Origin of the sequence: Actinobaculum sp. 352, assembly GCF_003957265.1 — a bacterium.
In the GTDB taxonomy this organism is placed as follows: domain Bacteria; phylum Actinomycetota; class Actinomycetes; order Actinomycetales; family Actinomycetaceae; genus Asp313.
The window spans coordinates 1-6,331 of sequence record NZ_RQSN01000022.1 but is presented as its reverse complement, the minus strand read 5'-3'; the positions used below and the strand labels follow the sequence as shown (position 1 = coordinate 6,331).

The window sequence follows — 6,331 nt, the reverse complement described above, 5'->3', positions numbered from 1 at the left end:
CAGTTGAGTGGCTACACGGTGAAGGTTCCCGCTGCGCAGAAGGTGGGTATCGAGGAGAAGGATAAGGTGGTGGAGTTGAGCTTCACGAATACTTACACGGAGAACACTCCGCCTCCGCCGTCGAAGAGTACGCCTTCTTCGGCGCCAAAGAAGGCAAAGAAGTCTTTGCCGTTGACGGGCGCGGACCTGCGCGCTCCGGGTGCAATGGCCGTGGTGGCGATTGTTGCTGGAGGTTTGGTGCTTTGGGTTCGACGTCGGGAAGTATAGAGATGTGGTCAGGTGCCTGTAGTACTACGGTTCTGATAGGGCCTGGGCTGCACGGTGAGTTCTGACGGATACATCCGGATGGCAAGGGCGACTGCGTGATGCGCAGTCGCCCTTGCCTTTTGTGGTCACTTTCGTGTCGGCGTGGAGAGCTGAATCGTCCCGGGTTTGATGGAGGCAGTGATTACACGGAAGGATTACTGTCATGAGTGCATCAAGGAAGTATCCGGAGGAGTTGCGGGAGCGGGCTACCAGGATGGCTGTGGAGGCTCGTAGGGACCCCGAGCGGTCCAAGGGGGCGATCCGCAGGATCGCCGATGAACTGGGCGGCCACCCTGAGGCGCTACGCACCTGGGTTAAGAAGGCTGAGATCGATATAGGCGCCCGGCCGGGAACCACCACATCCGATGCCGAGCGGATTCGGGGGCTGGAGGCCGAGAATCGGGAGCTGCGGCGGGCGAATGCGATCTTGAGGAGTGCGTCGGCCTATTTCGCCGCGGAGTGTGAGCTCCCATCCTGCTGATCTGTCAGTACATCGACTCCCGCAAGGAGGAATTTGGGGTCGAGCCGATCTGCCAGGCGCTGACCAGCGCCGACGTCAAGATCGCCCCGAGTACCTACTACGCAGCCAAGAGTCGTCCCCGATCAGCAAGGAGTAGACGCGATGAGGCTCTGAAGGCCGAGATCAAGAAGGTTCAGGAGAACAACTACTGCGTTCTGGACGCCCGCAAGATGCATACGATGCTGAACCGGCCCGAGGCCTCCGTCCGGCACGGCCTGGAGCATGTGGCCCGCTGCACCGTGGAGCGTCTGATGCGTGCCATGGGTCTGCACGGCATCCGCCGCGCCAAATCACCGCGTACCACGGCAGCGCACTCAAGGAGCAGTGCCCCGCAGACCTGGTCAAGAGGCACTTCTCAGTTTTCAGGCCCAATGAGCTGTGGGAGTGCGGACATCACCTACGTACGAACCCTGTCCGACTGGGTCTATGTGGCCTTCGCCCGCTGACGTCTACTCCCGTCGGATCATCGGCTGGCAGACCTCCACCAGCCTGTACACCGGCCTGTCCCAGGGGCGCCCTGAACATGGGGACTGGCAGCGCCAGCGCGAAGGAGCCGACCTGACCGGCCTGATCCACCACTCCGACCGGGGGTGCAGTACCGGGCGATACGTTACGGGCAAGCCCTATCCGAGGCCGACGCCGTCGCCTCTGTCGGATCGAAGGGCGACCTCCTTTCGGCTTCGCGCTGGCCGAGGCCCTGATGAACTCCCTGTACAAGGCGGAATTGATCCGCAACCGTCACTACCCCGACTCCTATGGCCCCTGGGAGGGCATTGATGACGTCGAGTTCGCTACCGCCCAGTGGGTGCACTGGTTCAACACAGTCCGTCCTCACTGCGCCATCGGCATGCACACTCCGATCCAGCACGAGCAGGCCTACACCCCACCACCACAAGACGACACCAACTGCACCACCACCGACACCACCGACACCATCGACCTCGAGGACATCGGCAAGCAGACCACCAACCACCACCAACCACCACGAACCAGCAACCACCAACCAGCAACCACCAACGCCAGATAAAACAACCTCAACAAAACCCCGGGACTTGACATACGGCCGAGCACCGCAAACGCTGGTTATGGTGGGATTGCACACACGTCACGGAATGACACGCTTGCTTGATACCGGATAAGCACTCAAAAAACACAGGTAAATTCAACAAGCAGTGAATGTTGCATGCCCGCATGCCATCGCGTACCTGATCCGGGTTACGTTGTGAAGAAGGTGCAAAGAACGCACATTCTCTTTAGGGAGATTGACTCTACGTGTTATTCTGTACGCCTAGCACTGAAGTAATCACGCGCGTGCTCCGCCAGATTCCTGTGTACAGGCGTGGGGCGCGGCAAGAGTAGACGTTTGGCCTATCATATTCAGGAGGATGCATGACTGGGTCAACCCGATCGGTTTCACGCAACCGACATCAGGGTCGCCTTGTAATGGCAACTATCGCAATGCTTTCGATGTTGCTGTCGCTCGTTGGAGTAATGACTCCGGCGCGTGCAGCTAACAATCCGAATATTGTGGTCAGTGATTTGACACTTACCCGGACCAATAACCAGAACGCTGATTGGCCGGGCCAGTTGACCGTTGGTCAGTACGCCCGCCTCGACTTCAAATGGGATGCGACCAACGCCGATGTGAAGAATGGTGACTCCTTCACGATAGATCTCGGCACGTACTTCGAGAATCTCGAGTACCCCAGAAATGCACCCATGACCGTGACTAACAATGGTCAGCAGATTGATATTGGAACGTGCAGACTGACAAAGTCCGAGGTCGTATGTACCTTCAACTCCAAGGTTGACGAACTTAAGCAGGCCGGGTTCGACGCGTTCCGGGGGACGGGTTCAGCTCGGTTGCGTGCCGTCAAGGAGACGACATCGAAGTCCGTCGATATCAAGACAAACAACGTAGTCTCCGTTGAGCTTCCCCCACCCGGTGGCATCGGCGAAAATGTTGGTGAGTCTTATGAGACGTACACTTTCTACAAATGGGCCGGTGCACTATGGGATGAAACCGGTATGACATGGGGCATCAACTTCGGCACGAAGTATGTAGGCGACAAAGCCAAACTCAACCTGGACGGTAGCCGGAAGACCATTGTGATCACTGATGAACTTGGCGAAGGAATGCAGTTCCGTGCCGGAGACTATCTGAAGGACTGGGTTCTGTTCTATCGCGGTAGTGACGGCGATACAAAGATGCAGTTGACCCGTTTGACCGACGCTAGTGGTGCTGACGCTACGACACAGTTCGGTAACTTCGATATGAACGTAGAATTCAGTGGCAGGACGGCCAAGATCACTATCACCGGCCCGTTCAAACCAAACTCGAATTACACGATCACCTATCCGGTCAGTTTCACAGGTGGAAAGGTGATACGAGGTGTCCTTTATGGCAATAGTGCGACTCTCAGTGGCACGGAGGTCACAGAGGAAGATTCACGTTACTTTGTCGAATCCTTCTCCATCACAGTTGAGATGCAGGCCGGTTTCGGCGGATTTGATATCACAAAGATCGTGGCCGGCCAGGGTGCTGCGAGTGTCCCGGCTGCGACGGAGTTCACCGTCGATGTGAAGTACGAGCTTCCTGCGGTTGCATCAACCTACGAGAACTGGCAGGCCCCGGGCACGCTGAATCCTGATGGCAAGACGGGGACCGCACAGATGAAGGCGATTGTGGGCCAGAAGGTGCCTTTTGACGGTACCTTCCCCAAGGGAACCAAGGTAACCCTCTCAGAGGATCCTTCGACCAGTACTTATACAGCGCTTGGTTGGAGCGAGCCAGAATTTCTCATCGGAGGAAAGGCCACCAACACCCTCACCATTGGTGATCGGATATCAGTGGGGGTGACACTGACGAACACGACGGCGCCGCAGGGAACCTTCGCCATCAAGAAGGTGGTCTCTGGTGCGGATGAGGCAAAGAACAAACAGTTCGTCTTCGATTACGAGTGCACGGACAACCAGTCTGGTTCTGTGGCTCTTCCTGGTGATGGCACTGCGGTCGAGGTTGGCAAGTCGTTCCCGATTGGTACAACCTGCACCATTACTGAAAGAGTGGACGGCACGCAGTTGGAGGGTTACACGCTGAGTGCTCCCCAGTCTCAGACTGTGGAGATTACGGATGTCTCGAACATAGTTGAGGTGTCCTTCACCAATGCCTACACCCGCGATAGGGGCTCTTTCTCCGTCAAGAAGGCTGTGACAGGCGACTACAAGCCGAGTGTGGATGACTCCTTCAAGGTCAATTTCGCCTGTAACGATCCTGATGGAACATCTGGCTCTCTGACCGTTCCCGCAGACGGTAGCGCAGTATCAGTTGAAGGGCTACCGACCGGGACGACTTGCACGGTCAATGAGGATAGCTTGTCTGCTGAGCGTACTGGATATGCTGTTGCGACCTCTTATTCAAGCACCAATGTGACAATTGAGAAAAGCAGTGCTCCTGAGGTGACAGTCACCAACGAATACAAACGCTTAGTGGGCGGCTTTACGATCGCTAAGACTGTGGCTGGCGATGGAGCGAACCTGGCTCCCGCAAGCTTCGAATTCGAGTATTCGTGTGCTGACCATAACTACGCTGGCACAGTCTCTGGAACCGTGACCGTCAAGGCAGGCTCCTCTGAGAGCGTGACGGATGTTCCGACTGGTACGTGCACCGTGAGGGAGATGTCGGCTGACGTTGCGAATACGCAACTGGTCACGAAGATGACCGTTGATGGTCGGCCTGTCGATGGAAATGTCGCTACCATCAACGTGACTGACAGTTCTGCGATTGCTGTTGAGGCGACGAACACCTACACCATGGATCGTGGGACCTTCGCGGTGAAGAAGTCTGTGTCGGGTACGAACGCGGCAACGAGCAAGCAGTTTATCTTCAACTACCAGTGCTCGGATGATCAGTCGGGTTCTTTGACTGTTCCCGGTGATGGGACTGTGGTGGAGTCGGATAAGAGCTTCCCGATTGGAACCACGTGCACCATAGCGGAGGATGAGGCATCGGCTCAGATCGACGAGTATTCGCTTGAGCTTCCCGCTCCGCAGGAAATCACCATAGCGGATAAGACGGCTCCGGTTGAGGTGGCTTTTGCCAATGACTACAAGCGTCAGGTTGGTGGATTCTCCATCAGTAAGAAGGTCGATGGCGACGGAGCGAACCTCGCTCCGGCGAACTTCACCTTTGACTACGCTTGCGTGGATGCTGCAGGTAAGGAAACAGCCTCCGGCACGCTGCAGGTTGCTCCTGGCGCTTCGGCAAGCGCCGAGAATGTTCCGACTGGTGCGTGTACTGTGACTGAGAGGGCGGCTGATGTTGGGAATGCTCAGCTGGTCACGAAGTTGACGGTTGATGGTCAGGAGGTAGACGGCAACGTCGTCACGATCAACGTGACGGATAGTTCTGCGATTGCTGTTGAGGCGACGAATACCTACACGCTTGATCGGGGGAAGTTCTCGGTTAAGAAGACGGTGTCTGGTGCGAGTGTGGCCACGGGTAAGGAGTTTGTCTTCAACTATCAGTGCTCGGATGATCAGTCGGGTTCTTTGACTGTTCCTGGTGATGGGACTGTAGTGGAGTCGGATAAGAGCTTCCCGATTGGAACCACGTGTGAGGTGTCCGAAGATTCTGCGTCTGCGCAAATTGATGAGTACTCGGTGCGAGTTCCTGACCCGCAGACTGTGACGATCTCGGATAGATCAAAGCCTGTTGAGGTTTCTTTCACCAATGACTACAAGCGTTTGGTTGGTGGATTCTCCATCAGTAAGAAGGTCGATGGTGATGGAGCGAGTTTGGCTCCGGTGAACTTTGCCTTTGATTACGCTTGTGTGGACGCGGCAGGTGAGGAGACAGTCTCTGGTACGCTGCAGGTCACGCCAGGTCAGATTGAGGGCGTGGAAGATGTTCCAACTGGTACGTGTGAGATTAGTGAGCGCGATGCGACGGTTAACGGCGCGCAGTTGATGACGTCGTGGACGGTTGATGGTGCGGCGGTGGAAGGTTCTAAGGCCACCATTAGCGTGACTGATGGTTCCGCGATTGCCGTTGAAGCGACGAATACCTATACGCGTGATCGTGGTTCGTTCTCTGTGGCGAAGAAGGTGACTGGTGACTACACGTCTGGCACCGGGGAGTCGTTCAAGGTGAATTACGTTTGTGATGATCCGGATCAGACTTCTGGCGTGCTCGATGTTCCTGCTGATGGTACGCCTGTGCGGGTAGACAACCTGCCAACTGGTACTAGCTGTGTCATTACTGAGGATGGAGACTCCGCACGACGTGACGGCTATGCAGTAGCAACCACGCATACTGCGGCTAAGGTCATGATCACAAAGGATCAGACGCAGGAGAATACGATCACGAATGACTACCGGCGTCTGGTTGGTGGGTTCACTGTTGCTAAGACGGTCGATGGTGATGGTGCTCAGTTTGCGCCGCAGTCTTTCGGTTTCGATTACACGTGTGTAGATGGTGCGGGTAACGAGACGATGTCCGGTACG

The 6,331-nt window shown here is 56.2% G+C and carries 4 protein-coding genes; all 4 read left to right on the top strand.

All coding sequences use genetic code 11. The annotated features are described in order from the left end of the window. On the top strand, window positions 1-267 hold a 267-nt coding region (locus EKN07_RS12220), incomplete at its 5' end, for an LPXTG cell wall anchor domain-containing protein (RefSeq protein ID WP_126146547.1). A 202-nt stretch (window positions 268-469) separates the two neighbouring features. Continuing rightward, window positions 470-787 (top strand): transposase, encoded by a 318-nt coding sequence (locus tag EKN07_RS12215; RefSeq protein ID WP_108714682.1) that lies wholly within the window; start codon window positions 470-472, stop codon window positions 785-787. Between the two features lie 739 nt (window positions 788-1,526). Next, window positions 1,527-1,853 carry an integrase core domain-containing protein gene (locus EKN07_RS12205; protein ID WP_126146546.1) on the top strand — a complete coding sequence of 109 codons (327 nt, stop codon included), beginning with the start codon at window positions 1,527-1,529 and terminating at the stop codon, window positions 1,851-1,853. A gap of 416 nt (window positions 1,854-2,269) precedes the next feature. Then, window positions 2,270-6,331 (top strand): DUF5979 domain-containing protein (locus EKN07_RS12200; RefSeq protein WP_126146545.1); only part of this gene is annotated, 4,062 nt, incomplete at its 3' end.